The sequence below is a fragment of the Curtobacterium sp. NPDC088465 genome, assembly GCF_044753165.1.
GTDB lineage: Bacteria > Actinomycetota > Actinomycetes > Actinomycetales > Microbacteriaceae > Curtobacterium.
The window spans coordinates 819,040-845,763 of the sequence record NZ_JBIVMR010000002.1 but is presented as its reverse complement, the minus strand read 5'-3'; the positions used below and the strand labels follow the sequence as shown (position 1 = coordinate 845,763).

General features: G+C 71.9%; 21 protein-coding genes. 16 read left to right on the top strand and 5 right to left on the bottom strand.

Going from position 1 to position 26,724, the window contains the following annotated elements; genetic code table 11:
• The first annotated feature begins 229 nt into the window (after window positions 1-229).
• From ACIP6W_RS11280 to ACIP6W_RS11260, 5 genes are all read left to right on the top strand, one after another.
• Window positions 230-2,665 (top strand): glycosyltransferase family 2 protein, encoded by a 2,436-nt coding sequence (locus tag ACIP6W_RS11280; RefSeq protein ID WP_400429482.1) that lies wholly within the window; start codon window positions 230-232, stop codon window positions 2,663-2,665.
• Window positions 2,665-4,263: a chitinase gene (locus tag ACIP6W_RS11275; protein ID WP_400429479.1), complete on the top strand. Its 1,599-nt coding sequence runs from the start codon at window positions 2,665-2,667 to the stop codon at window positions 4,261-4,263. Before ACIP6W_RS11280 ends, ACIP6W_RS11275 begins: the two co-directional genes overlap by 1 nt.
• Window positions 4,264-4,453: 190 nt before the next feature.
• Window positions 4,454-4,933, top strand: coding sequence for an FHA domain-containing protein (locus tag ACIP6W_RS11270; protein ID WP_066653698.1), 480 nt, complete (start codon window positions 4,454-4,456; stop codon window positions 4,931-4,933).
• Window positions 4,933-5,637 (top strand): MerR family transcriptional regulator, encoded by a 705-nt coding sequence (locus tag ACIP6W_RS11265; RefSeq protein WP_066653699.1) that lies wholly within the window; start codon window positions 4,933-4,935, stop codon window positions 5,635-5,637. Before ACIP6W_RS11270 ends, ACIP6W_RS11265 begins: the two co-directional genes overlap by 1 nt.
• 199 nt (window positions 5,638-5,836) lie before the next feature.
• Window positions 5,837-6,397 carry a MerR family transcriptional regulator gene (locus ACIP6W_RS11260; RefSeq protein ID WP_066658032.1) on the top strand — a complete coding sequence of 187 codons (561 nt, stop codon included), beginning with the start codon at window positions 5,837-5,839 and terminating at the stop codon, window positions 6,395-6,397.
• Between the two features lie 760 nt (window positions 6,398-7,157).
• Here the strand turns inward: ACIP6W_RS11260 and ACIP6W_RS11255 are convergent.
• On the bottom strand, window positions 7,158-7,970 hold the full coding sequence (locus ACIP6W_RS11255; protein WP_058729211.1) for a ParA family protein: 813 nt from the start codon (window positions 7,968-7,970) through the stop codon (window positions 7,158-7,160).
• Between the two features lie 60 nt (window positions 7,971-8,030).
• Here ACIP6W_RS11255 and ACIP6W_RS11250 point away from each other — a divergent pair, with 60 nt between their 5' ends.
• The 3 genes from ACIP6W_RS11250 to ACIP6W_RS11240 all read left to right on the top strand — a co-directional run bounded on the left by ACIP6W_RS11250 (window position 8,031) and on the right by ACIP6W_RS11240 (window position 12,261).
• Window positions 8,031-11,441: a pyruvate carboxylase gene (locus tag ACIP6W_RS11250; RefSeq protein WP_400429477.1), complete on the top strand. Its 3,411-nt coding sequence runs from the start codon at window positions 8,031-8,033 to the stop codon at window positions 11,439-11,441.
• A 1-nt stretch (window position 11,442) separates the two neighbouring features.
• Entirely contained in the window at window positions 11,443-11,946 is a 504-nt protein-coding gene (locus tag ACIP6W_RS11245) for a peptide deformylase (RefSeq protein WP_066653701.1), read from the top strand.
• 189 nt (window positions 11,947-12,135) lie between these two features.
• Window positions 12,136-12,261 (top strand): hypothetical protein, encoded by a 126-nt coding sequence (locus ACIP6W_RS11240; protein ID WP_268746771.1) that lies wholly within the window; start codon window positions 12,136-12,138, stop codon window positions 12,259-12,261.
• Window positions 12,262-12,373: 112 nt separating this feature from the next.
• On the opposite strand, the gene ACIP6W_RS11235 is transcribed toward ACIP6W_RS11240, so the two are convergent.
• Entirely contained in the window at window positions 12,374-14,221 is a 1,848-nt protein-coding gene (locus ACIP6W_RS11235) for a long-chain fatty acid--CoA ligase (RefSeq protein WP_307810358.1), read from the bottom strand.
• A 233-nt stretch (window positions 14,222-14,454) separates the two neighbouring features.
• On the opposite strand from ACIP6W_RS11235, the gene ACIP6W_RS11230 reads away from it, so the two are divergent.
• The 3 genes from ACIP6W_RS11230 (at window position 14,455) to ACIP6W_RS11220 (ending at window position 17,703) form a co-directional block, all read left to right on the top strand.
• Window positions 14,455-15,408, top strand: a complete 954-nt coding sequence (locus ACIP6W_RS11230) for an ROK family glucokinase (RefSeq protein ID WP_066653706.1) — start codon at window positions 14,455-14,457, stop codon at window positions 15,406-15,408.
• Window positions 15,409-15,449: 41 nt separating this feature from the next.
• A complete protein-coding gene (locus ACIP6W_RS11225) occupies window positions 15,450-16,172 on the top strand; it encodes a 1-acyl-sn-glycerol-3-phosphate acyltransferase (protein WP_066653708.1) in 723 nt (240 codons plus the stop codon).
• A 187-nt stretch (window positions 16,173-16,359) separates the two neighbouring features.
• Window positions 16,360-17,703 carry a class II 3-deoxy-7-phosphoheptulonate synthase gene (locus ACIP6W_RS11220; protein ID WP_144411431.1) on the top strand — a complete coding sequence of 448 codons (1,344 nt, stop codon included), beginning with the start codon at window positions 16,360-16,362 and terminating at the stop codon, window positions 17,701-17,703.
• Window positions 17,704-17,941: 238 nt separating this feature from the next.
• On the opposite strand, the gene pknB is transcribed toward ACIP6W_RS11220, so the two are convergent.
• Complete coding sequence (pknB, locus tag ACIP6W_RS11215) at window positions 17,942-19,984, bottom strand: Stk1 family PASTA domain-containing Ser/Thr kinase (protein WP_251160130.1); 2,043 nt, start codon at window positions 19,982-19,984, stop codon at window positions 17,942-17,944.
• A 112-nt stretch (window positions 19,985-20,096) separates the two neighbouring features.
• Window positions 20,097-21,362: a LysM peptidoglycan-binding domain-containing protein gene (locus ACIP6W_RS11210; RefSeq protein ID WP_400429473.1), complete on the bottom strand. Its 1,266-nt coding sequence runs from the start codon at window positions 21,360-21,362 to the stop codon at window positions 20,097-20,099.
• Window positions 21,363-21,533: 171 nt separating this feature from the next.
• On the opposite strand from ACIP6W_RS11210, the gene ACIP6W_RS11205 reads away from it, so the two are divergent.
• Complete coding sequence (locus tag ACIP6W_RS11205) at window positions 21,534-21,890, top strand: Rv2175c family DNA-binding protein (protein WP_251160128.1); 357 nt, start codon at window positions 21,534-21,536, stop codon at window positions 21,888-21,890.
• Window positions 21,891-22,043: 153 nt separating this feature from the next.
• Here ACIP6W_RS11205 and ACIP6W_RS11200 read toward each other — a convergent pair whose 3' ends face one another.
• Complete coding sequence (locus ACIP6W_RS11200) at window positions 22,044-23,162, bottom strand: polyprenyl synthetase family protein (RefSeq protein ID WP_066653733.1); 1,119 nt, start codon at window positions 23,160-23,162, stop codon at window positions 22,044-22,046.
• Window positions 23,163-23,287: 125 nt separating this feature from the next.
• Between ACIP6W_RS11200 and ACIP6W_RS11195 the strand changes: the two genes are divergently transcribed.
• From ACIP6W_RS11195 to ACIP6W_RS11180, 4 genes are all read left to right on the top strand, one after another.
• Window positions 23,288-23,689: a DUF3040 domain-containing protein gene (locus tag ACIP6W_RS11195; RefSeq protein ID WP_066653735.1), complete on the top strand. Its 402-nt coding sequence runs from the start codon at window positions 23,288-23,290 to the stop codon at window positions 23,687-23,689.
• A gap of 755 nt (window positions 23,690-24,444) precedes the next feature.
• Window positions 24,445-24,876, top strand: a complete 432-nt coding sequence (gene mraZ / locus ACIP6W_RS11190; RefSeq protein ID WP_058729729.1) for a division/cell wall cluster transcriptional repressor MraZ — start codon at window positions 24,445-24,447, stop codon at window positions 24,874-24,876.
• A gap of 108 nt (window positions 24,877-24,984) precedes the next feature.
• Window positions 24,985-25,941 (top strand): 16S rRNA (cytosine(1402)-N(4))-methyltransferase RsmH, encoded by a 957-nt coding sequence (gene rsmH / locus ACIP6W_RS11185; protein ID WP_066653737.1) that lies wholly within the window; start codon window positions 24,985-24,987, stop codon window positions 25,939-25,941.
• Between the two features lies 1 nt (window position 25,942).
• On the top strand, window positions 25,943-26,689 hold the full coding sequence (locus tag ACIP6W_RS11180; protein ID WP_209683087.1) for a hypothetical protein: 747 nt from the start codon (window positions 25,943-25,945) through the stop codon (window positions 26,687-26,689).
• Window positions 26,690-26,724: the final 35 nt, after the last annotated feature.

Sequence of the window (26,724 nt, the reverse complement as noted above, 5' to 3'; positions counted from 1 at the left end):
CGCGGGGCGGTGCCGGCCGAAGCAGCTGGGCGTGCCCCCCCTCGTGCGGGAAACCGCGCGCGGTCCCGCGATGCCGCACTGCGCTGCGTGATGCCGCACACAACCGCCCGGACCCCCCGTTCGGGTGTCGGCGGCCTGCGGGATCTCTCGTACCGTCGTCCCGACCGACCGGACCCCCGACAGCGCCCGACCCGACGGAGCGCTGGTCCGGAAGGAACGAAGGACTGCCATGCCCGATCCGTCTGCCGGCGCACCGACGCGCCGTCGTCAGTGGGGTGCCGAGCGCCGGACCCGTCCGCTCGACACCCTGCACGCACGCCCCTCCGACCGGAAGCTCGTCTCCGGTCGCGTGGCGATCATCCTGACCGTCGCCTTCTGGCTGGCGTACGTCGTCTACACCGTGATCCGCCAGTTCCTCGACTACGGCACCGAGAGCTTCCGCTTCACCACCGAGGCGATCTCGTACCTCGTCGTCGTCACCTTCCTGACCTTCTCCGCGCTCATGCACCTGGTGGCCCGCCAGGGTGCGATGGAGCGGTTCGCGAGCCACGTGCGGGTCCCGCGCGCCGAGCTCGACCGACACTTCGCCTCCGGCCACGAGGCGCCGATGACCGTCCTCGTCCCGAGCTACGCCGAGGAGCCGGACGTCGTCGCGACCACGCTCTGGTCGGCAGCGCTCCAGGAGTACCCGTCCCTGCGCGTCGTCCTGCTCGTCGACGACGCACCGTTCCCGACCGACCCGGCGACGCTCGACAAGCTGGAGCGCACGCGCGCGGTCGCGGACCGCATCCAGGCGCAGCTCGAGGTCCCCTCGCGCCGGTTCCAGGAAGCGCTCTTCTCGGCCGAGGTCGAGGCGGACGCTGCACCGTTCGCCAGCACGCACGCGCTCCGGACCCTCGTCGAGCACCACCGCTGGGCCGACGCGTGGCTCCGCCGGAACGCCCGGGAACACGAGGTCGCCGACCACGTCGACCGGTTCTTCCACGACCAGGTGCTCGTCGGGCTCGCCGACGAGTTCCGGCTGACCGCCGAGGCCCTCGAAGCGGCCATCGCCGACGCCGTCGCCCTCGGTCAGGACTTCAGCGAGGTGACCTCGGCGCGGGCGCTCGAGCTGCATCGCCGTCTCGCCTGGACCTTCACCGCGGAGCTGACCACGTTCGAGCGGAAGCGGTACGTGAACCTCTCCGACGAGGCCAACAAGGCGATGAACCTCAACGCCTACATCGGCCTGATGGGCGGGGCGTACGCGTTCGACGAGACCGCGTCCGGGACCGTCCTGCGCACCGTGGACGACGCCGACGCGGCCGACCTCGTGGTCCCGGCGTCGGACTACCTCCTGACGCTCGACGCCGACTCCGTCCTGCTCCGCGACTACTGCCTGCGCCTGGTCTACTTCCTCGAGCAGCCGGAGAACGCCCGGGTCGCCGTGACGCAGACCCCGTACTCGTCCTTCCGCGGTGCCGCCACGCGCATCGAGCGGCTCGCGGGGGCCACCACCGACATCCAGCACATCCTCCACCAGGGGATGTCCCGGTACGACGCGACGTTCTGGGTCGGGGCGAACGCCGTCATCCGCACCCAGGCGCTCCGTGACATCGAGGAGGTCGAGACCGTCGGCGGCTTCGAGGTGAAGCGCTACGTCCAGGACCGCACCGTGATCGAGGACACCGAGTCGAGCGTCGACCTCGGCATGCACGGCTGGACGCTCGTCAACTACCCGGAGCGGCTCTCGTACAGTGCCACGCCGCCGGACTTCGGGTCGCTCGTCGTCCAGCGCCGCCGCTGGGCGAACGGCGGCCTCCTCATCCTGCCGAAGTACGTCCGCCAGGTCCGTGAGCGCCGGGCACGAGGCGAGCGGGTCGGTCTCGTCGAGATGGCGCTGCGCGTCAACTACATGGCGTCGATCACCTGGGCGTCGTTCGGGCTCGTCTTCCTGCTCGCGTACCCGTACGACTCGCGGCTGCTCAGCCCGATGGTGCTGCTCGCGGCGCTGCCCTACTTCTGGCTGCTGTCGAGCGACCTGCGGTACTGCGGCTACAAGCGCACGGACGTCTTCCGCATCTACGGCTTCAACCTCATCCTCACGCCGGTGAACGTCGCGGGCGTGCTCAAGAGCATCCAGCAGGCCCTCACGGCGAAGAAGATCCCGTTCGCGCGGACGCCCAAGGTGCGGGACCGCACGGCCTCGCCGGCGCTCTACGTCCTCGCGCCCTACGCGATCGTCGCCTTCTCGGTCTTCACCTTCGTCCGCGACTACGGCGCGCAGAACTGGGGGAACGCGGTCTTCGCCGCCTTCAATGCGCTCCTCGCCACCTACGCGATCGTCGCCTACATCGGCGTGTGGAACTCCGTGGTCGACGTCTGGCTGTGGGCCACGCGCTGGATGTACTACGACCCCTCGGCGCGCGCAGCACGTCGTGCCGCTCGTCGTGCCGCTCGTGCGGCCGCGCGTGCCGACCGTCGGCGCGGACGTCGTCGCGGCGGTGTCCGCCCGGTCCCGGAGCCCGTCCTCGAGGACTGGCACGCGGTCCTGTACTTCGGACACGGCGGCGGCAACCTGCCCGTCCGGCACGACGCCGACGTCGTCGGAGCGGCGGGCGCACGTGCCACCGCGTCCGCCCAGGCCGACGCGACCGGCCCGCGCCAGGAACGGAGCGCAGCCTGATGTCGACGACGAGACGACTCTCCCCGGTCCGGGTCACCATCGCGGTCGTGGTCGCCGCCGCCGTCGCCGTCGCCGGGTACGCCGGCTTCGACCGCTGGCACTCGGCGCAGGCGACCGAACGGCAACCAGCGTGGTTCGCCGCCTACACCGACGTCACCGCGACCCCGGTCTTCGCGTTCGAGGACGTCAAGTCGGCCAAGGGACGCAACGTCGTGCTGTCCTTCGTCGTCGCCGACCACGACGACGCCTGCTCGCCGACCTGGGGCTCGTACTACTCGCTGCAGGGTGCGGCGGACCAGCTCGACCTCGACCGCCGTGTCGCCCGTCTGCAGCAGCAGCACGGCGAGGTCGGGGTGTCGTTCGGCGGCCTGGCGAACGACGAGCTCGCCACCACCTGCACGAAGGCGTCCGCCCTGCTGGGTGCCTACCGGCAGGTCGTGCAGCGTTACGACCTGTCGACCGTCGACTTCGACGTCGAGGGCGACGACCTCACGAACCGCGCTGCGGGGGAACGGCGTGCCAAGGCGGTGGCGGCGCTCCAGGACGAGCGTCGGGCCGCCGGTCACCCGCTCGCGGTGTGGCTCACCCTGCCGGCCGCGCCCTCGGGGCTGACGTCCGACGGGACCACCGCGGTCGCGCAGTTCCTCGCCGCCGGCGTGGACCTCGCCGGGGTGAACGCGATGACGATGGACTACGGCGAGGCCAAGGGGTCGAGCCAGAGCATGTACTCGGCATCGGTGCAGGCGCTGCAGGAGGTCCAGCGACAGCTCGGTGTCCTGTACCAGCGCGCGGGCACGCCCCTCGGTGACGGCACCCTCTGGCACAAGGTCGGGGCGACGCCCATGATCGGGCAGAACGACGTCCGTGACGAGGTGTTCTCGCTCAGCGATGCCCGGAAGCTCAACGCCTGGGCGCGCGACCGCGGGCTGGGGCGCATGTCGATGTGGTCGCTCAACCGTGACACCACGTGTGGGTCGAACTACGTGAACCTGTCGACCGTCTCGAACTCGTGCTCCGGCGTCGACCAGGACGGACTGCTCTTCGCCGACGTGCTCGGCAAGGGGTTCGGCGGCGGGATCGTCGCGGCGGCCTCCGACGTCACGGAGGCCGAGCCCTCCGCCACCGAGCAGCCCACCGACGACCCGAAGACCAGTCCCTACCCGGTCTGGGACCAGGACGCGTCCTACCTCGAGGGCACGAAGGTGGTGTGGCACCGCAACGTCTACGAGGCGAAGTGGTGGACGTCGGGCGACCTGCCGGACGATCCGGTGCTCAGCGCGTACGAGACGCCGTGGCAGATCATCGGCCCGGTCCTGCCGGGGGAGAAGCCCGTGGAACCGCTGACCCTGCCCGACGGGACCTACGCCGCGTGGTCGGGGACGAAGCAGTACGACACGGGCGCCCGCGTCCTGTTCCACGGCATCCCGTACCAGTCGAAGTGGTGGAACACCGGCGACAGCCCCGAGGCGTCCACGAGCGACCCGGACGGGTCGCCCTGGGTCCGTCTGAAGGATGCCGAGGTACGTCGGATCCTCGACGGGCTCGCCTCGGGCGAGCCGGCACCGACCGCCACCGCGACGGCGACGCCGGCACCGTGACGACGCACCCCGTGATCCGGTCCGGCCTGGAGGCACGGTGCGGGTCCGCCCCGTGCCTCCCGTTCGTCGGCTGGGTCACGGCGGTGCGTTCGCTGTGCGCGTGCTCCTGAGTTCTCCCCAGCCCCGTTCGGGGCTCCCGCGAGGTCACCCGTTTCCGATACGCTGGTGCGCCAAGAGGAGGAGGTCCACGATGCCAGAGCCAGTGGTCCCGCAGCCGGGTGGTCAGAAGACTCCGGAACAGCGGCTGGTCGACACGACCCTGACCTTCAGCATGGACATGGGAGCGGCCCTGACAGCCGAGTCCGGTGTCTCGACCGAGGAGCGCGAGGCGATCAACGCCCTGCCCTCGGGTTCGGCGTTGCTGGTGGTCCGGCGTGGTCCGAACGTCGGCGCGCGGTTCCTCCTCGACTCCGACGTCACGACGGCCGGTCGGCACCCCGCTGCCGACATCTTCCTCGACGACGTGACGGTGTCGCGGAAGCACGCGCAGTTCCTGCGCCACGGCACGGCCTTCAGCGTCAAGGACAACGGGTCGCTGAACGGCACCTACTTCGACGGCGTGCGCATCGACGAGGCACTCCTGACCGACGGTGCCGAGGTGCAGGTCGGCAAGTTCCGCCTGACGTTCTACGCATCCCGGGTCGACCTGGCGCGCCTGGCGACCGCGTAGTGGCTGCGCGGTCCGCCGCAGCCCGGGCCGGTGCTGCGGTACCGGACCTGCTCACCATCGGGCAGGTCATCGCCCGGTTGAAGCCCGACTTCCCCGACCTGTCGAGCTCGAAGCTCCGCTTCCTCGAGGAACGCGAGCTCGTCACGCCGATCCGCACCGCCAGCGGGTACCGGAAGTTCTCGGCGGCCGACGTCGAGCGGCTCCGGATCGTGCTCGGTCTGCAGCGTGACCACTACCTGCCGCTCAAGGTCATCAAGGACTACCTCGCCGATCTCGACGCGGGGCGCGAGCCCGTCCTGCCCGGCGGCGGTGACGCCCCGAGACCGTCGATCCTCGGCCGCGAGCGTCGGTACACGCGGGACGAGACCGTCCGCGCTGCAGGTGCCTCGCCGATGCTGCTGACCGACGCGGTCTCGGCGTCGCTGCTGCCCGCGGCCGACACCTACGGCGACGACGCCGTGGCGGTGCTCAAGGCCCTCGTCGAACTGCAGCGCACCGGCATCGAGCCGCGGCACCTGCGCACCATGCGCGGTGTCGTCGAGCGCGAGGTCGGCCTGATCGAGTCGGCCCTCATGCCGGTGTCCCGTCGGGGTGACGCCACCTCGCGGGCCAAGGCGACGGAGCTCGCGCGCGAGATCGCCGGGCAGCTCGAGGTCGTCCGGTCGAACCTGATCCGCACGGCGATCGGCCGACTCGACGCATGACCGGCGACCGGTCGGTGTCCGGACCGGGGCTGCGCCCTGTCGACCGTCGGTGGTCGGGGCGTATCCTCGACACGCCGGACGCGCCGGTGCGGATGTGCCGGGCAGACCGTGTCCGAGTCGCTACCGTGGACCTCGGAACAACTCTCAACCCGTCGTTGAACCTTCTGGTGGGAGCTCGAACGTCGTGGAAGGCATGCACATGAGTGGGACTGACACCCCCGGTACCGAGTCCGAGATGACTCGGTACGACCTCGGCCTGCTCTTCACCGACGGCCTCCCCGAGCACGACGAGCAGAACGGCTACCGCGGCACCGTCGCCGCACGCGCGGCCGGCATCTCGTACCGACAGCTCGACTACTGGGCCCGCACCGAGCTCGTGCAGCCGACCATCCGCGGCGCTGCCGGGTCGGGGTCGCAGCGGCTCTACGGCTTCCGGGACATCCTCGTGCTCAAGCTCGTCAAGCGACTCCTCGACACCGGGATCTCGCTGCAGCAGATCCGCACCGCCGTGAACCAGCTCCGCGAGTCCGGCGTGTCCGACCTCGCCCAGACGACGCTGATGTCCGACGGGGCGTCGGTCTACCTGTGCACCTCGGACGACGAGGTCATCGACCTGGTGTCCCGCGGCCAGGGCGTGTTCGGCATCGCGGTCGGCAAGGTCCTGCGCGAGGTCGAGAGCTCCCTGGTCGAGCTCGACGCCACCCCCGCTGCGGACCCCGCCGACGAGCTCGCCGCCCGCCGGGCGAACCGCGCGTCCTAGTCGCTCCTCGCCCTCCCGCTCGTCCGGCTCCGCCGGACAGTCGTCGGTGCGTCGTCCGGTGCCCTCGACCGGGCCAGATCTGTCACGCTCGCGCCGTCCGACGACGTCCCCGACCCACTCGGCGTCCCACCAGCTGCGTGTCGTGCCCACTCGGCACCCGGCAGAGCCCGCCCGGCGGCCGACGACCTGCGTGTCCTGCTCACTCGGCGTTCGACCACTGACCTTCGGCTGCTGAGCCCCGGGCCCCGACCCCCTGGACGCGAGCCCCGACCCCGAGCCCCGACCCCCGGGACGCGAGCCCCGACCGCGGGCCCCGACTTCCCGCGCGGATGGTTCCGGTCGCGCGAACTGCCGCGAGTGTCCGTCTCGGTCGCACGACTTGCCGCTCAGCTCCCGTGCGGACGGCACGTCGTGCGACCAGGACCGTCGACGACTGCATCGAGTCGAGCGTGCGACATCTCGGCCGTTCAGCGGATGACGGGCCCGAACGGTCGAGGGCTCGCCTCGTACGCAGCGGCTTCAGTGCGCGCCGATCCGAGCGAGCACGACATGCCGCCGGGTCGTCACGGCGCGGGCGGGATCCGTCGTCCGGGGACCTCGACCGTGACAGATGGTGCGCGCTCGACGGCCGGCCCAGCGCGAAGCCGGTCCGGGACCTCGACCGTGACAGATGTTGCACGCTCGACGGCCGGCCCAGCGAGGAGCCGGCCGGGGAGCAGCCGGTCCGGGGGAGGAAGCCGGCCCGGAGAGGCGGCAGCGCCTAGGCGGCGCCGCCCTCGGCGTACGGACCGATCTTGCCCGTGCGCATGATGCGCTCGAGCAGCTGGTCGAAGTTCTTCGCCATCTCCTGCGCCGACTCGCCGGGCCACACGTGCAGGGGCTTCGCCGCGCCCTGCGCCTGCTGCAGCGACGTGCGCTCCGGCAGCTGCGGCGAGAGCACGAGCGGGCCGAACATGTCCCGGAGTTCCTTGATGCGGAACTGGTGCTCGAGCGACTGCACGCGCGCCCGGTTCACGATGATGCCGAGCGGCTGCAGGCGGGGGGAGAGCCCACGGCGGATCTCCTCGATCGCACGGAGCGCGCGGTCCGCGGCGGCGACGGAGAACAGGCCCGGCTCGGTGACCACGGTCACGCGGTCCGAGGCAGCCCAGGCGGTGCGGGTCAGAGCGTTGAGCGACGGGGCGCAGTCGATGAGGACCAGCTCGTAGTCCTGCTCGACGTTCGCCAGTGCCTCCTCCAGCTTCCAGATGTCCCGGATGGAGGGGTGGGGACCGTCGAAGTTGATGGCGGACGGCGACCCGACGAGCACGTCGACCTTGCCCTGCGAGCCCTTCGTCCACCCGGACGGGGCGATCGCCTGGCGGACGATCTTCTCCTTCGGGTTCTCGAGGACGTCGGCGACGTTGAGGTGGCCGGAGATGTCGATGTCGAGGCCGGTCGAGACGTCGGACTGCGGGTCGAGGTCCACCACCAGCGTGCGCAGTCCCTTGGCGAACGCGGCCGATGTCAGGCCGAGCGTCACCGTCGTCTTGCCGACACCACCCTTGAGGGAGCTCACGCTGAGTACATGCACGGTGAGCCACGTTACCGCCAGTAAGGTTGTGACACCTCAACCCGGGCTGAAAGGGACGTCGTGTTCAGCAAGATCCTCGTGGCGAACCGTGGCGAGATCGCCATCCGCGCGTTCCGTGCCGCGTACGAGCTGGGGGCCCGGACGGTGGCCGTCTACCCGTACGAGGACCGCGGATCCCTGCACCGGCTGAAGGCCGACGAGGCCTACGTCATCGGCGAGCCGGGGCACCCGGTCCGTGCCTACCTGGACGTCTCCGAAATCATCCGTGTCGCCCGCGAGTCGGGTGCCGACGCGATCTACCCGGGGTACGGCTTCCTCTCCGAGAACCCGGAGCTGGCCGCCGCTGCCGCCGGTGCGGGGATCACGTTCATCGGGCCGGGCGAGCACGTCCTCGAGATGGCCGGCAACAAGGTCACCGCGAAGGAGCACGCGATCGCCGCCGGTGTCCCGGTCCTCGCGAGCACCCCACCGAGCCGCGACGTCGACGAGTTGCTCGCGGGCGCCGACGCCGTCGGGTTCCCGGTCTTCGCGAAGGCGGTCGCCGGCGGCGGTGGGCGCGGGATGCGCCGCGTGGAGACGAAGGCCGAGCTCCGCGAGGCGCTCGAGGCCGCGATGCGCGAGGCCGACAGCGCGTTCGGCGACCCGACGATGTTCCTCGAGCAGGCCGTCCTGCGTCCGCGGCACATCGAGGTGCAGATCCTCGCGGACGCCACGGGCACGGACGACGGCACGATCCACCTCTTCGAGCGCGACTGCTCGGTGCAGCGCCGCCACCAGAAGGTGGTGGAGATCGCACCGGCGCCCGACCTCGATCCGGCGATCGCCGCCGCGCTCCACCGTGACGCCGTCGCCTTCGCCCGGTCGATCGGCTACGTCAACGCCGGCACCGTCGAGTTCCTCCTCGACACCGAGGGCGAGCGTGCCGGTCAGCACGTCTTCATCGAGATGAACCCGCGCATCCAGGTCGAGCACACCGTGACGGAGGAGGTGACGGACGTCGACCTCGTGCAGTCGCAGATGCGCATCGCCGCGGGGGAGACCCTCGCCGACCTCGGGCTCGCGCAGGACACCGTCGCCGTGCACGGTGCGGCGCTGCAGACCCGCATCACGACCGAGGACCCGACGCAGGGCTTCCGTCCGGACACCGGACGCATCACGACCTACCGCAGCCCGGGTGGCGCGGGGGTCCGGCTCGACGGCGGCACGGTCGCGACGGGTGCGCAGATCAGCCCGCACTTCGACTCGATGCTCGCGAAGATGACCTGTCGTGGCCGGGACTTCCCGGCGGCCGTCGCCCGGGCGAAGCGTGCCCTGGCCGAGTTCCGCATCCGCGGCGTGAGCACGAACATCCCGTTCCTGCAGGCCGTGCTCGACGACCCGGACTTCGCCCGTGGTGACGTCTCGACGCAGTTCATCGAGGAGCGCCCGCAGCTCTTCGGCGGCCACGTGTCGAAGGACCGCGGCACGAAGGTGCTCGGGTGGCTCGCCGACGTGACGGTGAACAAGCCGAACGGCGAGCGTCGCCCGCAGACCGTCGAACCGGTCGAGAAGCTCCCGGCCGTCGACCTGTCCGCCGCGCCGCCGTCCGGGCAGCGCGACCTGCTGCTGCAGGTCGGCCCCGCCGAGTGGGCGCGACGGCTCCGCGCCCAGACCGCGCTCGCGGTCACCGAGACGACGATGCGTGACGCCCACCAGTCGCTGCTCGCCACGCGCGTCCGGACGAAGGACCTGGTCGCCGTGGCGCCGCACGTGGCCCGGCTCACCCCGCAGCTGCTGAGCGTCGAGGCCTGGGGCGGAGCGACCTACGACGTCGCCCTGCGCTTCCTCGGCGAGGACCCGTGGGAGCGCCTGGCGGCACTCCGCGGGGCGATCCCGAACATCCCGGTGCAGATGCTGCTGCGCGGGCGCAACACGGTCGGCTACACCCCGTACCCGACCGAGGTCACCGACGCCTTCGTCGCCGAGGCCGCCGCGAGCGGCGTCGACGTCTTCCGTGTGTTCGACGCGCTGAACGACGTCAGCCAGCTGCGTCCCGCCCTGGAGGCCGTGCTCGCGACCGGCACGGCCGTTGCCGAGGCGGCGCTCTGCTACTCCGGCGACCTCCTCGACCCGGCAGAGGACCTCTACACGCTCGACTACTACCTGCGGCTCGCCGAGCAGATGGTGGAGGCCGGCGCGCACGTCATCGGCATCAAGGACATGGCCGGTCTGCTCCGTGCGGGAGCGGCCGAGCGGCTCGTGGGCGCGCTGCGCGAGCGGTTCGACCAGCCCGTGCACGTGCACACGCACGACACCGCCGGCGGGCAGCTCGCGACGCTCCTGGCGGCCAGCCGGGCCGGCGCCGACGCGGTCGACGTCGCGGCGGCGCCGATGGCCGGGACGACGAGCCAGCCGAGCATGTCCGCGCTCGTGGCGGCGCTGGCGCACACCGAGCGCGACACCGGCCTCGACCTGACCGCGGTCGGCGCGCTCGAGCCCTACTGGGAGGCGGTCCGTCGCGCGTACGCCCCGTTCGAGTCCGGCCTGCCCGGTCCGACCGGCCGCGTGTACCAGCACGAGATCCCCGGCGGGCAGTTGTCGAACCTCCGGCAGCAGGCCATCGCCCTGGGACTCGGCGACCGCTTCGAGCAGGTCGAGGACTGGTACGCCGCGGCGAACCGCATCCTCGGCCGCCCGACCAAGGTCACGCCGTCCTCGAAGGTCGTCGGCGACCTGGCGCTGCAGCTGGCCGCGGTCGGCGCCGACCCCGACGACTTCGAGCAGAACCCGCAGCAGTACGACATCCCCGACTCGGTGATCGGCTTCATGGCCGGCGAGCTCGGCGACCTGCCCGGCGGGTGGCCGGAGCCGTTCCGGTCGAAGGTGCTCGAGGGCCGCGAGGTGCACGTCGGGACGACCCCCGTGCCGGAGGCGGAGCGCGCCGCGCTCGCGACCGCCGGACCCGATCGGCAGCAGGCCCTCAACCGACTGCTCTTCCCGCAGCCGACCCGGCAGTTCGCCGCGGTGCGGGAGCAGTACGGCGACCTCTCGGTGCTGCCGACCCTCGACTACCTCTACGGTCTGCGTCCCGGGCAGGAGCACGTCGTGCCGCTCGGGCGCGGCGTGGAGCTGCTCGTCGGGCTCGAGGCGATCGGCGAGGTCGACGAGCGGGGCGTGCGCACGGTCATGACGACGCTGAACGGGCAGCTCCGCCCGGTCGCCGTCCGTGACCGCTCGGTCGAGGTCGCGACGAAGGTCGCCGAGCAGGCGGACCCGTCCGACCCGAAGCATGTCGCCGCACCGTTCTCCGGTGTGGTGACGCTCAAGGTCGCCGTCGGTGACGTCGTCCGGGCTGGTCAGCCCGTGGCGAGCATCGAGGCGATGAAGATGGAAGCGGCCATCACGGCGCCCGTGTCGGGCACCGTCGGCCGTCTCGCGATCCCGGTGACCCAGCAGGTGGACGCCGGCGACCTCCTGGTGGTGCTGCAGTAACGTGACCGTCCGTCCCATCCGCCTGTTCGGCGACCCCGTCCTCCGTTCCCCCGCGGACCCGATCGCACCGGACGCCCTCGGTTCGCCGGGCGTGCGCGACCTCGTGCAGGACCTCCTGGACACCGTGCGCGAGCCCGGTCGTGCCGGCGTGGCCGCTCCGCAGATCGGTGTCGGCCTGCGCGCGTTCTCGTACAACGTCGACGGCGAGGTCGGGTACGTGCTCAACCCCGAGGTCGTCGAGGTGCGCGGCGAGGTCGAGCTCATGGACGAGGGCTGCCTGTCCGTCCCCGGGCTCTCCTACCCGACCCCACGCCACCCGTGGGCCAGGGTCCGCGGCGTCGACGTCGACGGCGCCGAGGTCGTCCTCGAGGGCACCGGGCTGATGGCGGAGGCGCTGCAGCACGAGGTCGACCACCTCGACGGCACCGTCTACGTGATGACCCTCGCCCCGGAGGTCCGTCGCGCCGCACTGCGTGACGTCCGCGCCCAGTCCTGGTTCCACTGACCGCGTCCCGAGCACGCGGGCGACCGCGCCCCGGCCGCTCCCGCGATCGACGGCGCACGCGGTCGGGCCGCTTCCGGCGACCAGGGCGTGACACCCCTTCGCGGGATTGTCCGAACGTCCCGGTCGCGAGGTACCGTGTCCGCGTCGGCTTCCCACCGACACGGCTCCCACACCCTCAGGACACCCAGCATGACCGTTCAGAACGACGAGCTCAGCTCGCACCGCACCCGCACCAACCGCCGCCCCGACCCCGCGCCGACGACGTCGTCGGTCGCCGTCCTCGACGCGCCGGAGGTGCAGGCCCCGGAGGCCTGATCCGGAAGCGCGTCCGCGGACCCGGCGACGGGTCGCGCCCCGCGCGCAGACGACACACGGGAGGCCCGGTGTCGGTCCGTCGGACCGGCACCGGGCCTCCCGTCCGTCGTCCCTACGCGCGGCCCCGTCGTCGGGACGCGACCACGGGGGTGGCCGTGGTCTGGACCTTCGACCCCGAGTAGATGTGCTCGACGTCCGCGGCGAAGTCCCGCAGCACGACGGCGCGCTTGATCGTCAGCTTCGGGGTGAGGTGGCCGGAGGCCTCCGTCAGCTCGGTGTCGACGATGGTGAAGGACCGCACGGACTCGGCCCGGGACACCCGCTGGTTCGCGGTGTCCACGGCCTCCTGCACGGCGACGTGCACGCGCTCGTCGTAGGCGGCCTCGCGCGGCGTGAGCGCGGGGGTGATGCCGCGGGCCTCGCACCAGCCGGGGAGCATCTCCCGGTCGAGCGTGACGAGCGCGGCGACGAAGGGCTTGCCCTCGCCGACGACCACCACCTGCCCGACCAGCGGGTGCTCGCGGATGCCGTCCTCGAGCGGTGCCGGCGCGACGTTCTTGCCGCTCGCGGTGACGATGAGCTCCTTCGCCCGACCGGTCACCGTGAGCACCCCGTCGGCGTCGAGCCGCCCGAGGTCGCCCGTGCGGAACCAGCCGTCGCTGAAGGCCTTCGCGGTCGCCTCGTCGTTGTGCCAGTAGCGGTCGAACACGTCGACGCCGCGGATCAGGATCTCGCCGTCGTCGGCGATCCGCACCTCGACGCCCGGGAGTGCTCGACCGACCGTGCCGATGCGGAGCTCGCGCGCCCGGTTCACGGTCGCGGGCGCGGTCGTCTCGGTCAGGCCGTAGCCCTCGAGGATGTGCACGCCGATCGAGCGGAAGAAGTGCGACAAGCGGGGGGAGAGCGGAGCGGAGCCGCTGATCGCGTACTGCACGCGTCCACCGATCGCGTCGCGCAGCTTGGCGTAGACCAGCTTGTCGAACAGCGCGAACCGCAGCTTCAGGCCGAGGGGCACCCGTCCCGCGGCCACCGCCTCGGAGTGCGCGACCGCGACGTCGGCCGCGGCACGGAAGATCCGACCCTTGCCGCCGAGGTCGGCCTTCTGCTCGGCCGAGTTGTAGATCTTCTCGAAGACGCGGGGCACCGCCAGCAGGAAGGTCGGCTTGAACGTCGACACGGCCCGCATGAGGTCGCGGGTGTCCGGCTCGTGGCCGACGAGCACCCCGGTCGAGATCGACATCACCGCGATGAAGCGGGCGAAGACGTGGGCCATCGGGATGAACAGCAGCGTGGAGGACCCGTCGGCGACGACCTCGGGCATCGCCTCGGTGGCGCCCTCGACCGTCCCGGTGAAGTTGTCGTGCCGCAGGACGCACCCCTTCGGGCGTCCGGTGGTGCCCGACGTGTAGATGATCGTCGCGTCGTCGTGCCCGTGCACGTCCGCCGTGCGGGCGTCGAGCTCGGCGTCGGTGACCGTCTCGCCGAGGCGGACCAGGTCGTCGAGACCGCCGCCGTCGATCGTCCAGTGCTGTCCGAGGTGCGGCAGGTCCGGGGCGATCGACGCCACCCGGCGTGCGTGCTCCTCCTGCTCGACCACGATCGCCACGGTCTCCGAGTCGGAGAGGATCCAGCGCACCTGGTCGGGGGAGCTCGTCTCGTAGACCGGCACGGACACGAGCCCCGCGGTCCAGACGGCGAAGTCGACGAGCGTCCACTCCATGCGGGTGCGGGACAGGATCGCGACGTGCGCACCCGGTTCGAGCCCGGCGGCGACGAAGCCCTTCGCGATCCCGCGGACGCGCGCGAGGGTGTCCGCGGCGCTGACGGTCGTCCAGGTGTCGCCGTGCCGCTGGGCGAGGATCGGCCGGTCGGGCGTCCGACGCGCCCGGTCGGAGAGCAGTCGGGCGGCGGAGCCGTGGTCGGGTGCGGAGTTGGGTGCGGGCTGCCGCTGATCGTTCACGGTTGACTCCCTTGTCGGCCGGTGCGATACGAGGACGCCTCGACGATGAGACGTCACCGCCAGCATACGGGCGGAGCGGCACCGGACGGACGGGCTCCGGTGCGGTTCGCAGCACCTCGTCAGCCGTCGGGCGTCGTCGGTCGGCGCCGTGCGGGCAAGCGGTGCCCGGCGCCCACCTCGGTCGCGTTGCCGGCGTTCGGCGTCGCCACGCGGAGACGGTAGGCTCGACCCTCGTGCATGCCATCGGAATCGACATCGGGGGCACCAAGATCGCGGGAGCGGTCGTCTCGGAGCTCGGCGAGATCCTCGCCGAGGACCGCGTCGCCACCAACGCGGCGGACCCGGACGCCATGCTCGACGACGTCGTGACGATGGTCACCCGTCTGCGAGCCGCCCACGACGTGGGAGCGGTCGGTGTCGCGGCACCGGGCTTCATCGACGCGTCGCAGTCGATCGTCTACTACACGCCGAACATCCGCTGGCGGAACGAGCCCCTCCGGCAGAAGCTCCAGGAGCGCCTCGGCGACCTGCACATCACCGTCGACAACGACGCGAACGCCGCCGGCTGGGCGGAGTTCCGCTTCGGTGCCGGTCGCCTCGTGTCCGACATGACGATGCTCACGATCGGGACCGGTGTCGGTGGCGCGATCGTGACCGAGGACCGGCTCTTCCGCGGCGGCTTCGGCACCGGCGGCGAGATCGGTCACCTGCGGATCGTCCCGAACGGCCTGCCCTGCGGCTGCGGCGCCCGCGGCTGCATCGAGCAGTACGGCTCCGGCCGTGCCCTGCAGCGCATGGCGAACGACGTCGCCGACGCCGGCGGCATCGGTTCGGCACTCGCCGACGCGCGCGAGCAGAACGGCGGGCAGCTCGACGGCGCGATCGTCGGCGACCTGATCCTGGCCGACGACCCGGGCGCCCTCGCCGCGCTCCGTCGCCTCGGTCGCCACCTCGGCGAGGCCTGCGCGTCGCTGTCCGCGGTGCTCGACCCGCAGCTGTTCGTCTTCGGCGGCGGTGTCGCGAGCGCCGGCGACCGTCTGCTCGAGCCGATCAAGCAGGCCTACCTCAACAACCTGCCGGCGCGCGGGTACCACCCGGAGCCCGACTTCGTGATCGCCGAGCTCGTGAACGACGCCGGCGTCGTCGGCGCGGCCGACCTCGCCCGCATCCACGCCCGCACGGCGTAGGGTCACCCCGACGGTACGCGCGTCCCGAACTGGAGTCGACGATGACCTACTGGCTGCTCAAGAACTTCCTGCTCGGCCCGCTCATCCTGACGCTCTTCCGACCCTGGGTCGTCGGCCGTGAGCACGTGCCCGCGAAGGGCCCGGTGATCTTCGCGTCGAACCACATCTCGTTCATCGACTCGGTGATCCTGCCGGCGGTGCTCGACCGGCGGATCTCCTTCCTGGCGAAGAGCGACTACTTCACCGGTCGGGGCCTCAAGGGCTGGGCGACGAAGACCTTCTTCAACGCCATCGGGCAGCTGCCCATCGACCGCTCCGGCGGCAAGGCGTCCGAGGCGTCGCTCCACACCGGGCTCCAGGTCCTGGCACGCGGCGAGCAGCTCGGCATCTACCCCGAGGGCACCCGCAGCCCGGACGGCAAGCTCTACCGCGGCCGCACCGGCATCGCCCGGATGATCCTCGAGGGCCGGGTGACCGTCGTGCCGGTCGCGATGGTCGGCACGCGCGAGGTGCAGCAGATCGGCCAGAAGTTCCCCAAGTTCAAGCGCGTCGGCGTCGTCTTCGGCAGGCCGCTCGACTTCTCGCGCTTCGAGGGCTTCGAGACCGACCGGTTCATCCTGCGCAGCGTCACCGACGAGGTCATGCACGAACTCGCCGGACTGAGCCGCCAGGAGTACGTCGACGTCTACGCGACGAGCGTCAAGGAGCGTGCCAGCAGCGCTCGTGAGCAGGTCATGAAGGACCGCCGCACGCCGACCGCCTGACGGGCGACCGCCGTCGTCGCCCCCGCGTCACGCGGGAGCGGCGGGTCGGGCGCGGACGGTAGGATCTGAGCACTCCGGCCCCGGCCGGACCGGCCTGCGCGCAGGCCTCCCGCTCCCGCCCGACCCAGAACACCGAGGTACCGCCTTGATCGAGTCGACCGACGTCGTCGCCCTGCAGGATCCGGACGTGATCGAGGGTCTCGACCACTGGCGCACCCTGCCGATCAAGCAGCAGCCGACCTGGCCCGACCGCGCCGCGGCCGAGGCGGCGTCCGCCGAGATCGCGACGCTGCCGCCGCTCGTCTTCGCGGGCGAGGTCGACAAGCTCCGTGACCGGCTCGCCGCAGCGGCGCAGGGCAGGGCGTTCCTGCTGCAGGGCGGCGACTGCGCCGAGACCTTCGCCGGAGCCACGGCGGACTCGATCCGTGACCGTGTGAAGACCATCCTCCAGATGGCCGTCGTGCTCACCTACGGTGCCTCGACACCGGTGATCAAGATGGGACGCATGGCGGGGCAGTTCGCCAAGCCGCGGTCGAGCGACTTCGAGACGCGCGGCGACGTGACGCTGCCGGCGTACCGCGGCGACATCGTGAACGGCTACGACTTCACCCCGGAGAGCCGCCAGGCCGACCCCCGCCGCCTGGTGCAGGGCTACCACACGGCCGCGTCGACGCTGAACCTGGTCCGTGCCTTCACGCAGGGCGGGTTCGCCGACCTGCGGCAGGTGCACTCGTGGAACAAGGGCTTCGCGTCGAACCCGGCGAACGCCCGCTACGAGCACCTCGCGAAGGAGATCGACCGCGCGATCCGCTTCATGGACGCCTGCGGAGCCGACTTCGAGGCGCTGAAGCACACCGAGTTCTACGCCTCGCACGAGGGGCTCCTCATGGACTACGAGCGGCCGATGACCCGCATCGACTCGCGCTCCGGTCTCGCCTACGACACCTCCGGCCACTTCATCTGGATCGGCGAGCGGACCCGCGACCTCGACGGCGCCCACGTCGACTTCCTGTCCCGCGTGCGGAACCCGATCGGTGTGAAGCTCGGCCCGACGACGACCGTGGACGACATGAAGGCCCTGGTCGACACGCTCGACCCGGAGCGCGAGCCCGGTCGTCTGACGTTCATCACCCGGATGGGTGCGGGCAGGATCCGCGACGAGCTGCCGAAGCTGCTCGAGGCGATCAAGGGCATGGACGCGAACCCGCTCTGGGTGACCGACCCGATGCACGGCAACGGCCTGACGACCCCGACGGGCTACAAGACCCGTCGCTTCGACGACGTCGTGGACGAGGTCCTCGGCTTCTTCGAGGCGCACCGCCAGGTCGGCACCTACCCGGGCGGCATGCACGTCGAGCTCACCGGTGACGACGTCACCGAGTGCCTGGGCGGCTCCGAGCAGATCGACGAGGCGACCCTGGCGACGCGCTACGAGTCGCTGTGCGACCCGCGGCTCAACCACATGCAGTCGCTCGAGCTCGCCTTCCTGGTGGCGGAGGAGCTGAGCGCCCACCCCTACCAGCGGCCGTAGTCGCGACCGCACGCCGGACGGGAGGCGCGGTGCCAGCCGGCACCGCGCCTCCCGTCCGTCCGCTCGTCGCCCGCCCGTCCTGCCCGGCCCCGGTCGCCCGTCCTGCCCGGTTCCGGTCGCACGACCTGCCGCTCACGTTCCGCGCGGACGGCACGTCGTGCGACCGCAGCGACCGCCGACGGCACGTCGTGCGACCGGAACCGGCGAGCGGTCGAGCAGCCGAGCGGCCGCCTGGCGGCTACTGCTCGTAGGAGAGCGTGATCGTGTCGCCGCGGTACACCGTGGAACCCTGGACCGGGTCCGTCGCGGTGACCGGGAGCGCCGACTTCCAGTCGTAGAAGCGGCAGAGCACGTTCGTGCAGTCGGGCACCTTCACGTCGAGGCCGAGGTTCTCGAGCGTGGAGGTCGCCTCGTCGATGGTCTTGCCGGCGACGTCGGGCAGCGTGATCGGCGTCGGGCCCTTCGAGAGCACGAGGTCGACGGCAGAGCCCTGCACGGCGGGGGAGTCCTCGACGCTGGACGAGATGACCTGCCCCTTCGGCACGTCGTCGCTGTAGCGCTCCTGCTGCGCCCCGACGACCAGACCGACGGCGTCGAGCGCGGCGGTCGCGCCGTCGAGGGTCTTGCCCGTGACGTCCGGGACGGCGCCGAGCGAGACCGTGAGCGTGACCGGCCCGCGTTCGGCGTACTCGCCGACGGAGGACAGGTCGACCGTCTGCCCGTCGGTGCCCAGGCCCTTCGCCGCGATCACGGTGTCCTCCGGAGCGTCGGCCGAGAACTCGTACTGGTCGTCCTGCAGCTGGAAGTCGTCGTCCAGTGCGGCCGTCACGGTCGACAGCGGTTGCCCGACGATCGCGGGCAGGGCGATCATCCGCGGGCCGTCCGACACGACGATCCGCACCGGGGTGCCCTTGCGGACCTCGCGTTCGGCCGCCGGCTTGGTCGTCGACACCTGCCCCTTCGCCACGACGGCGTCGTACCGGCTGTCGGTCTCGGCGGTGGGCTGGAGCCCCTGTGCCTGGAGCAGCTGCCGGGCCTGTGCCACGGACTTCCCGGCGACCTCGGGGATGCGGACGTTGCCCCAGGGCCCCGGACCGAGGGCCCAGCCGACGACGCCGGCGATGATCGCGAGGACCACGACGACCGCGAGCAGGATCCACCCGCGCTTCCGACGCTTGACGGACTTGTCGGCGAGGCGTTGCGCCGCCGGGGAGAGCGTCCCGGGCTGGGCTCCCGTGCGTCGGGGGCCGGGCGCACCGCGGCGGGCCGGAGCAGCGGGCGCACCGCCCGTCGTGTCGGCGATCACCCGGGTGGCGTCGTCCTGCTCGGGGCCGTCCCACCGTCCGGACGCATCGGCCGAGGAGGGCGACGCGCTGCCGGCCGGCAGGATCGCGGTGGCGTTCTCCGGACGCAGCACCGCGGTGCGGTACTGGCCGGTCGCGCGCTGCTGGTTGCCCGACATGTGGTCGAGCATCTCGCGGGCGTCACGCGGACGGTCTGCGGGGTCACGGGCGGTGGCCCAGGCGACCAGGTCGTCGAGCTCCGGCGGGACGCCCGGCTCCGCGGCGCTCGGCACCGGGACCGTGTCGTTGGCGTGCTGGTAGGCGATCTGCATCGGCTGGTCGCCCTTGTAGGGCTGCTCGCCGGTGAGCATCTCGTAGAGCATGATGCCGAGTGCGTAGATGTCGCTGCGCGAGTCGGCGGCGCCGCGCGTCACGAGCTCGGGGGACAGGTACGCGATCGTGCCGAGCAGGGCTGCTCCGGTGGCCGTGTTCGCCGTGGTCGCCCGCGCCAGGCCGAAGTCGCCGAGCTTGATGCGCCCGTCGTCGGCGAGCAGGACGTTCTCGGGCTTGAGGTCGCGGTGCACGATGCCGGCACGGTGCGCCGACGCGAGGCCGGCGAGCACGGCGCGCAGGATGTCGGTGGCCTGCTCCGGGGTGAGTGCCCGGTGCTCCTGCAGCAGGTCGCGCAGGGTGATGCCCGGGATGTACTCCATGACGATGTACGCCGTGTCGTCCTCGGCACCCTGGTCGTACACGCCGACGAGGTTCGGGTGGGAGAGCCGGGCCGCCGAGCGGGCCTCCTGGATGAAGCGCTCACGGAAGGCCTGGTCGTCGGCCAGGTGCCCGTGCATGATCTTGATCGCGACGCGACGCTCGAGCCGGACGTCGGTGGCGAGGTACACCGTCGCCATGCCCCCGCGCGCGATGCGCGAGCGCACGCGGTACCGCTGGTCGATCATGCGACCGATCATCGGGTCCGTTGCGGCGTTCGTGGTCATCGGCGGCATTCTACGAAGGGCTGCCGGTATGGTCCGACCTGACGCACCGACCGTGACCCAATCTCGATCTCGAGGATGAGTCGGCTGTCCGGCCGACCAGACGGGCGGGACCTCAGAGCGAGGCCAGCAGGGCGCGCGCGGTCTGCTCCCACTTCGCGTACTCGTTCGGGTACGCGGAGACCTGGACCGCCTGGGCGGCGTCGGTCAGGGCCATCGACGACCACCCACGCACGCCGAGCAGGCCGCGGGTCTTGCCGGGGTTGCCCACGAAGAACAGTTCGGCGGCGGTGGCCGGGTCCTGCAGTGCTGCCGACGTGCCCCAGCCCTGGCTCGGACGCTGCTGGAACAGGCCGACGGAGTCGCGGTCGCCGTGCGACAGGTTGCGCAGGCTCGACTCCTGCAGAGCCGCTGCGAGGGCGATCACGATGCCGCGGTCGGGGACGCCGAGGGTCCGGCCGACGCTGACGATGGTGGCCGCGTTGCGCCGCTGCTCACCGGTCAGCTCGACGCCGTTGACGCTGCCGACGGCCGTGGTCACGGCACCCCCGGTCGGCGTGGTCGTCGGCTTCGAGGTCGCAGCGGGCAGCACGAGGGTCTTCCCCGCGTAGATCGTGCTCGTGTAGCTGAGGCCGTTCGCCGCGAGGAGTGCCTTCACCGACACCCCGTGCTTCGCCGCGATCGCCCCGATGGTGTCGCCGGCGACGATCTTCACGCTCGACACCCGGGCAGGTGCGGCCGGCGCGGTGCTCACGGCAGGCGCCGGCTTCGCGGCGGGTGCCGTCCCGGCGCGGGGGATGGTCAGGGTCTGGCCCGGGTAGATCAGCGAGCGCTGCGAGAGGTTGTTCGCGGCGAGGATCGCCGAGGTCGACACGCCGACGCGGGCGGCGATGCCGGACACGGTGTCGCCCGACTTCACGTGGTAGCTGCCGCTCGTGCTCGACGTCGCGGGTGCTGCTGCGGGGGCGGCGGGTGTCGAGGACAGGTGCAGCGTCTGCCCGGGGTGGATGATCGTGTTCCAGCCGAGGCCGTTGCGGACCAGGACCTCCTGCGCCGAGAGCCCGAAGCGCGCGGCGATGCCCGAGACGGTGTCGCCCTGACGCACCGTGTAGGTGGTGGGGGCCTTCGACACCGCGGCGACCGTGGTGACGGTGGTGGTCGACGGGCGGGCGACGGCGGTGCCGAACACCGGGCGCTGGCCCACGTTCCGGTCCTCGTCCACGTGCCGCTTCTTCGCGGCGTCGTCGTGCCGGGGCTCGGCGTGCGCCACCGGGCCGGTGAGGCCGGCGGTCACGGCGATCGTGCCCGCGAGGACGATGGGCATGGTGGCGAACCGGGCGGATCGAGCGCGCCGGGCGGCGTCGTCTGCAGCGTTGTCCACGGGTTGTCTCCTGTCCTGGGTGAGCCGTGCGCGGGAGCGGGTACTCACAGGTGGCTCCACGCTGACATGGCGTGATTCCCAAGTCAACCAGAGAGCCGCGTGTTGCGCGTGTGACTCGTGTGATCAGCGTGACGGCACGACGCAGGCCGGTGCTCTGGCAACATGGGGCGGGTGAGTGATGGACCCACCGACGACACGACCCTCTCCGAGCGCTGGCTGACGGTGCCCGACCTCGTGGACCTGCTCGGGGTGAGCCCCGGGCGCATCCACCGCCTGTTCGAGCAGAAGACGCTGCTGGCTGCCCGCGTGGGCGGCGTGCTGCGGGTGCCGAGCGAGTTCCTCGACGGCTCCGAGCCGATGCCGGAGCTGCGCGGCACGCTGATCGTCCTCGGTGACAACGGGTTCTCCGACGACGAGGCGGTCCGCTGGATGCTCTCCGAGGAGCCCGCACTCCGCACCTCGCCGATCGCCGCGCTGCGCGCCGGCCGCAAGGCCGAGGTGCGCCGCGTCGCACAGTCCCTGCTCTGAGCCCGGGAGCCGACCCGGCGCCCTGGACCGGAGACCCGTCCCGGCGGGCTGGCTCGCGCAGCAGGAGCCGCCCCGGTGAGGACGATCTGGTGACGGACGGGAGGCCCGTGGCGGTGTCGCCACGGGCCTCCCGTCCGTCGTCGTGGTCGGCGTCTAGGCGACGCGGCTGCTGACCGTGTCGGCCAGCGACAGCAGCTGGTCGCGCGCCGACGGCGTCAACGGCGCGGCCTCGAGCGCTGCCTTCGCGCGCTGCACGTGCCGGTCGATCGAGCGCTCGACGGCGGCGACCGCCCCGGACTCGGTGAGCGTGGCGCGCAGCATCTGCACCTGCTCCTCGTCGAGGTCGGGGTCGCCGAGCAGCTCGTCGAGCAGTTGCCTCGGGCCGGGCGGGAGCGCCTTGCGGGCCGAGGCGATGAGGACGGTGCGCTTGCCCTCGCGGAGGTCGTCGCCGGCGGGCTTGCCGGTGACCTCGGGGTCGCCGAACACACCGAGCACGTCGTCGCGGAGCTGGTACGCGACGCCGAGCGGCAGGCCGAAGGACCGCAGGCCCTCGAGCTGCGCCTCCGAGGCGCCGGCGACCAGAGCGCCGATGACGAGGGGTGCCTCGATCGAGTACTTCGCCGACTTGAAGACGATGACCCGCTGTGCCCGCACCAGGTGCTCGGTCTCGTCGATCGTCGGCCAGGCGGTCTCCTCGTGCACGTCGAGGTACTGCCCCGCGGTCACGTCGAGCCGCATCGTGTGGAACTCCTGGCGGACGATGCGTGCGCGCGCCGGGTCGAGGAGCGCGAGCCCCTCGTCGAAGACGGAGTCGCTCAACGAGAGCAGGACGTCCCCGAGCAGCAGCGCCGAGTTCGTGCCGTACAGCGAGCGGTCGCCGACCCAGCCGGACTCCTCGTGCAGGGACTCGAAGCGCCGGTGCGCGGCGGGACGACCACGACGGGTGTCCGAGCGGTCCATGATGTCGTCGTGCACCAGGGCGGCGGCGTGGAAGATCTCGAGCGCGGCGGCCACCGTGACGACGGCCTCGGCCGTGGTCTGGCGGGAGCCCTCGGCGAGGGGGTCGAAGGACCCCGAGCGGCCGGCCACGGACTGCCATCCCCAGTAGCAGAACAGCGCTCGGAAGCGCTTGCCGCCGGACAGCAGGTCACGGGCGTACCGGTCGAACGGCGCGAGGTCCGGGCTGATCGCGAGGAGCCGATCACGCTGCTCGTCGAGTGCCCGTCCGACCCGTGCCGAAACGAGGTCCACTAATCGCGTACTCTCAGCCACGACTCCTACCCTAGTGGAGCGGTCGAGTCATAGAATCGGTCCACTTCAGCGATGCCACAACCCGGCGGCAGCGCGGCACACCAGCGGTCGTCAGACAGCATCCCCAGGAACAAGAGGGAAACGAGATGCCACTCTCGGAGCAAGAGCAGCGACTCCTCGAAGAGATGGAGCGGAGCCTCTACCAGAACGACTCCGACTTCGTGGCGCGTGTCACGCGCCGCCAGGGACGCGCGAGTTACACGTCCATCACGATCGGTGTGCTCGGTGCCCTCGTGGGGATCGCCATCGTGATCGTGGCGCTCGTCGTGAAGCAGCCGTGGCTCGGGCTGCCGGGCTTCGTGGTGATGCTCGCCGGTGTGCTCTACGCGCTGCGTCCGGGGATGCGGATGTCGAAGTCCGGGGCGAAGGCGCCGCGGGCGAAGGGGCAGTCCGCGGGTCGGCCGTCGCGCCCGTCCTCCTCCGGTGGCTCCTTCATGGACCGCATGAACGAGCGCTGGGACAAGCGCAACGACCCGGGGCAGCAGTAGCCGCACCGCACGCCCTCCACACGCCTCCACGGGGCCGGTCCTTCGGGACCGGCCCCGTCGTCGTGTCCGGGGTCGCGGTCGTGCTCGGGGCCGCTGCTCCGCGCCGTCCGCCCGCCAGTGACACCCGCCCGTGGCACCCGTGCCCGCCCTCGCACCCCGTGCTCCTGCCGCTGTCCCTGGCGAATCCGGACGTGCCTGGTCGAACCGGGCGTCCCGGGCTCGCGGGTGCCGGCGCGCTCGAGTGTGCCTGGTGGAACCGGGCATAGCTGGTGGAACCGGGCGTACCGGGTCGAACGGAACCATCAGGTATGCCCGATTCCGCCTGTCATCGCGGGTGTGATGGGAAGGAACGGGCGCGACGGCGCGACGGGCGCGACGGCGCGACGGCGCGACGCGCGCGACGGCGCGACGGCGCGAGGGGCGCGAGGGGCGCGACGTGCGCCACGGGCGCGATGGGCGTGAGCACGCATTGGACGGGAGGCGCGGGGCGGTCGTGCGCCGAGCCTCCCGTCCGGCGCGCCCTCGGCTGCTCCCGAGCCTGCGAATGTCCTCCACTTCCCTCCACCCCCTCCACTCCGCTCCACGTCCGCGTGCTTCCGGGGAAGTGACGCGCAGAGAGGCGAGCTACGAGCTCCGGTGACCACCCCAGATCGGGGGATCGGGGCAGATTCGGGAGCGCCGACCGTTCCGCGGGGAGCGAAGTGGAGTAAAGTGGGGATCACGACGGTCCGGTGGAGCGGAGGGGAGGCCCCGACGTGCTGCTCGGTACCCATGCCCCGAAGCTGGACGAGAAGGGTCGCGTGATCCTCCCCGCCAAGTTCCGGGACGAACTGTCCGGCGGACTCGTGATGACCCGTGGGCAGGAGCGCTGCGTCGTCGTCTTCAGTGCGGACACGTTCGAGCAACTGCACGAACGGATCCGGACGGCTCCGATGACGTCGAAGCGCACCCGGGACTACATGCGCCTGTTCCTCTCCGGAGCGAGCGCGGAGACCCCGGACAAGCAGAACCGCGTGACGATCCCGCAGAACCTCCGTGAGTACGCGGGGCTCGAACGGGACCTCACGGTCATCGGCAGCGGTGACCGTGCCGAGATCTGGTCGACCCCCGCGTGGGAGGCCTACTACGCCGAGGTCGAAGAGGGCTTCGCCGACAACGACGAGGAGGTGATCCCGGGGATCTTCTGATCCGCGGATCGGGACTCCCAGCCGTGGTGCCCTGACACACCTTCCCCGGTGTCAGGTCGCATGGATGGGGATCCGGGTGCGTGGCCCAGACGGTCACAGGGGCTGCACATGGCCGAAGACCAGCCGAAGTTCCCGCACACGCCGGTGATGCTCCAGCGCATCGTCGACCTGTTCGTCCCGGCCCTCGACGGCCCGGGCAAGGTCGTCGTCGACGCGACCCTCGGGATGGGCGGCCACTCCGAGGCGCTGCTCGAACGGTTCCCGGAGCTCACGCTCATCGGGCTCGACCGCGACACCGACGCCCTCGGCATCGCGGGGGAGCGGCTCGCTCGCTTCGGCGACCGCGTGCGCCTCGTCCACACCGTGTACGACGGGATCGTCGACGCGGTCGAGGGCGAGGGCTTCCGTCAGGTCGACGGCGTGCTGTTCGACCTCGGCGTCAGCTCGCTGCAGCTCGACCGTGCCGAGCGCGGGTTCGCCTACAGCCAGGACGCCCCGCTCGACATGCGGATGGACCGGACCGAGGGGCAGACCGCCGCCGACGTCCTCGCGACCTACGACGAGGGCGAGCTGCGCCGGATCTTCCAGCGGTACGGCGAGGAGAAGCTCGCCGGCCGGTACGCCCGTGCGATCGTCGAGCGTCGCACCGAGCGCCCGTTCGAGATGTCGGGCGACCTCGTCCAGGTGCTGCACGACGCGACACCCGTGGCCGTGCAGCGGCAGGGGCACCCGGCCAAGCGCGTGTTCCAGGCGCTCCGCATCGAGGTCAACGCCGAGCTCGCCGTGCTCGAGCGGGCGATCCCCGCCGCGCTCGACGTGATCGCGGTCGGTGGTCGGATCGTCGTCGAGTCGTACCAGTCGCTCGAGGACCGCCTCGTGAAGCGGGCACTGGTCGAGCGCACGACCTCGAGCGCCCCGGCAGGACTACCCGTCGAGCTGCCGGAGCACGCTCCCACCTACTCCCTCGTCGTCAAGGGCGCGGAACTGGCCGACGAGGCCGAACGCGCCGCCAACCCCCGAGCCATCCCCGTGCGCCTGCGCGCGGCCGAGCGGATCCGGAAGTGACATGAGCACGAACCTCGCACTCGTCGACCCCGTCGGCGCACCGACCCGTGCCCCGCACCCACCGCGCCGGGAGCGACCCGAGCTCGTCGAGGTCGCGCCGTCCAGGGCGCAGCGCCGAGCACGGCCGAAGATCGCCTACGCGGTGGTCGGCGTCGTGTCGCTCGGTGTGCTGCTCCTCGCGCAGCTCGGCATCAGCATGGTGCTGAGCCAGGGGGCGTACACGCTGGACTCGCTCGGCGCCGAGCAGACGGGGCTCTCCCGGACGCAGCAGTCGCTGTCCGAGGAGCTGCGGGTGCTCGACTCGCCGCAGAACCTGGCGCGCAACGCCAAGGCGCTGGGGATGATCGCGAACTCCACCCCGGTGTACCTCGACCCGAAGACCGGCCACGTGTACGGCACGCCGACCCCGGCGGCCCCCGACGAGGCGACCGCGAGCGGCGACAACCAGGTGCCGAACGCGCTCCTCGACCCGGTCCCGCTCGCCGCCGGCCCGGACGCGTCCGCCGGCGGGGCGAGCACGACCGACGGTGCCGCCGGCACCGGTGCGACCCCGGCCGACGGCACCACGAGCACGACCGGCGGCAGCACGGACACCAGCGCGGGCGGGACGTCGGCGACCGGTGCCCAGCAGGCTGCTGCGACGGCCGACACTGAGAAGAGCGCAGGCACCAGCGAGTCGGGACGGACCGGCTCGACCACCGACGTAGAGTCCGACGCGAACCCGCTCCAGGCACCCACCACCCGGTGACCTGCGGGCGGGATCAGACTGCCGCACCACCCGGG

Excerpts from the sequence above, each read along its gene's own strand:
- ACIP6W_RS11225 (WP_066653708.1), top strand. The coding sequence starts at position 15,450 with ATGACCTACTGGCTGCTCAAGAACTTCCTGCTCGGCCCGCTCATCCTG.
- rsmH (WP_066653737.1), top strand. The coding sequence starts at position 24,985 with ATGGCCGAAGACCAGCCGAAGTTCCCGCACACGCCGGTGATGCTCCAG.
- ACIP6W_RS11240 (WP_268746771.1), top strand. The coding sequence starts at position 12,136 with ATGACCGTTCAGAACGACGAGCTCAGCTCGCACCGCACCCGCACCAAC.
- ACIP6W_RS11275 (WP_400429479.1), top strand. The coding sequence starts at position 2,665 with ATGTCGACGACGAGACGACTCTCCCCGGTCCGGGTCACCATCGCGGTC.
- ACIP6W_RS11270 (WP_066653698.1), top strand. The coding sequence starts at position 4,454 with ATGCCAGAGCCAGTGGTCCCGCAGCCGGGTGGTCAGAAGACTCCGGAA.
- ACIP6W_RS11180 (WP_209683087.1), top strand. The coding sequence starts at position 25,943 with ATGAGCACGAACCTCGCACTCGTCGACCCCGTCGGCGCACCGACCCGT.
- ACIP6W_RS11260 (WP_066658032.1), top strand. The coding sequence starts at position 5,837 with ATGAGTGGGACTGACACCCCCGGTACCGAGTCCGAGATGACTCGGTAC.
- ACIP6W_RS11195 (WP_066653735.1), top strand. The coding sequence starts at position 23,288 with ATGCCACTCTCGGAGCAAGAGCAGCGACTCCTCGAAGAGATGGAGCGG.
- ACIP6W_RS11280 (WP_400429482.1), top strand. The coding sequence starts at position 230 with ATGCCCGATCCGTCTGCCGGCGCACCGACGCGCCGTCGTCAGTGGGGT.
- pknB (WP_251160130.1), bottom strand. The coding sequence starts at position 19,984 with ATGACCACGAACGCCGCAACGGACCCGATGATCGGTCGCATGATCGAC.